General features: G+C 67.4%; 3 protein-coding genes and 1 pseudogene. All 4 read right to left on the reverse strand.

What is annotated here, in order from left to right; genetic code table 11:
* Nucleotides 1-273: HflX-like GTP-binding protein (locus AC1D15_RS27225; protein WP_477828465.1), on the reverse strand; the 273-nt coding region annotated here is incomplete at its 3' end.
* A 55-nt stretch (nucleotides 274-328) separates the two neighbouring features.
* On the reverse strand, nucleotides 329-571 hold the full coding sequence (gene hfq, locus AC1D15_RS27230; RefSeq protein WP_047502530.1) for an RNA chaperone Hfq: 243 nt from the start codon (nucleotides 569-571) through the stop codon (nucleotides 329-331).
* Between the two features lie 97 nt (nucleotides 572-668).
* On the reverse strand, nucleotides 669-2,000 hold the full coding sequence (gene der / locus AC1D15_RS27235; protein WP_477828466.1) for a ribosome biogenesis GTPase Der: 1,332 nt from the start codon (nucleotides 1,998-2,000) through the stop codon (nucleotides 669-671).
* A gap of 135 nt (nucleotides 2,001-2,135) precedes the next feature.
* Nucleotides 2,136-2,403 (reverse strand): annotated as a pseudogene (locus AC1D15_RS27240) (outer membrane protein assembly factor BamB); the annotation flags it as partial.

Genomic DNA, 2,403 nt, shown 5'->3' on the forward strand with positions numbered 1-2,403 from the left:
GAACAGCACCGCTTCGGCCTGGTGGCCGAGCACCAGGGCCTTGATCTCGTCGGCCTTGCCGGAACCGACGAACAGCGCCGGGTCGGGCGACTTGCGCCGCGCCGTGACGCGTGCCACCGGCAGGTCGCCGGCCGACTCGGCCAGCAGCGCGARTTCATCGAGGCTCGCATCGAAATGCGAACCACCGTGCGAACCGCCGCCGAAATCGACGCCCACCAGGATGGCGCGCGGCAACGCAGCCTGCGCCGCGGCGTTGGAGCCAGCAGCGCTCATGCGGGACGCCGCCTCGGAAGTTGGTGGCGCACCCACCCGGGCGACCTCAGCGGTCTCAGGTCTGCTCCGGCGCCTCGGCGGCGTGGAAGTTCACCGCGCGGCCGGGCACGACGGTCGAGATCGCGTGCTTGTAGACCATTTGCGTCACGGTGTTGCGCAGCAGGACGACGTACTGATCGAAAGATTCGATGTGGCCCTGCAGTTTGATGCCGTTCACGAGGTAGATCGACACCGGAACATGCTCTTTGCGAAGCAGGTTCAGAAACGGGTCTTGTAGAAGCTGCCCTTTATTGCTCACGATATGCTCCGTGATGGAAAGTGATGGAGGTCGTCACGTTAACACAGCGCCGCGCTGCATCGCAGCATGGCGGGCCAAATGAAGCAATCTTTGTCGGTCACTCTTTGTCGGCGAACGGGTTGCTCGACGAGCGCATCTCGATGCGCAGCGGGGTGCCGACCAGCTTGAAGTGCGCCCGGAAGCGCCCTTCGAGGAAGCGCTTGTACACGTCGGTCACGTGCTCGAGCGAGTTGCCGTGGATCACGATCACCRGCGGGTTCATGCCGCCCTGGTGGGCGTAGCGCAGCTTCGGGCGGAAGGCGCCGGCGCGCTTGGGCGTCTGGAACTCCACCGCCTCGTGCAGCAGCCGTGTCAGCACCGGCGTCGTCATCTTGCGGGTGGCCGACGCATGCGCATCGGCTATGCCCTGCCAGACCGGGCCGAGCCCCTGCCGCTTGATGGCCGAGATGCGCAGCACCGGTGCGAACTTCAGGAATGCGAGACGCTGCTCGATCGAGCGCTCGAGCGTCTGCTTCTGGTAGTCGTCGATGGCATCCCACTTGTTGACGGCCACCACCACCGCGCGGCCGCTCTCGAGGATGTAGCCGGCGATGTGCGCATCCTGGTCGGTCACGCCCTGGGTCGCGTCGAGCAGCAGCAGCACGACGTTCGCGTCGGCGATGGCCTGCAGCGTCTTGACGACCGAGAACTTCTCGATCGCCTCGAACACCTTGCCCTTGCGGCGCAGCCCGGCGGTGTCGATCAGCTCGAACTTCTGCCCGTGGCGCTCGAACGGCACGGTGATCGCGTCGCGCGTCGTGCCCGGCTGGTCGAACGCCACCAGGCGCTCCTCGCCGAGCCAGGTGTTGATCAGCGTCGACTTGCCGACGTTCGGCCGGCCGGCGACAGCCAGGCGGATCGGCGCACCCTCTTCCGGCTCCTCGGGCTCTTCGTCGAACGGGAAGTCTTCCAGCGCGGCCTCGGTCAGGCTGCGGATGCCCTGGCCGTGCGCCGACGAGATCGGGTGCGGCTCGCCCATGCCGAGCTCGTAGAACTCGCCCAGCAGCGGCGAGTCGACCATGCCCTCGGCCTTGTTGACGGCCAGCAGCACCTTCTTGTTGACCGAGCGCAGGTAGCGGGCGATGTCGTGGTCGTGCGCCGACACACCGGCGCGCACGTCGACGACGAAGATCACCGCATCGGCCTCGGCGACGGCCTGGCGCGTCTGCTTGGCCATCTCCTTGACGATGCCGGTGGTGCTGTCGGGCTCGAAGCCGCCGGTGTCGACGACGATGAACTCGCGGTCGCCCAGGCGGCCGTCGCCGTAGTGGCGGTCGCGCGTGAGGCCGGCGAAGTCCGCGACGATCGCGTCGCGGCTCTTGGTCATCCTGTTGAACAGGGTCGACTTGCCCACGTTGGGGCGGCCGACGACCGCGATCACAGGTTTCATTTCAAATCCCTCAACATCGCCGCAGTGTGCGACGGCAGCTCGATCCAGCGGCCACCGTGGAGCCGGCTCTGCCGGGCCACTGGTGGCGCCCCCTTGAGGGGGTGGCGCGAAGCGCCTCCGGGGGTGGTCGTCATTTCACTCGGGGCGGAAGGCGAACAGGCCGCCGTTGTGCGTCGTGACCAGCAGCGTGGTGCCGCTCAGCACCGGCGTGCCGACCACCGGGCTGCCATCGGTCGGCAGGCGCAGCTTGAAGCTGCCGTCGGCGGTCGAGAGCCAGTGCACATAGCCCTCGACATCGCCGAACACGGCCATCTTGTTGACGATCAGCGGCGACGACAGGTTGCGGTACAGCAGCTTCTCGACGCTCCACGCCACCTCGCCGCTGGCGGTGCGCCACGCGGTG

This window comes from Rhizobacter sp. P2_H2 (assembly GCF_056403375.1).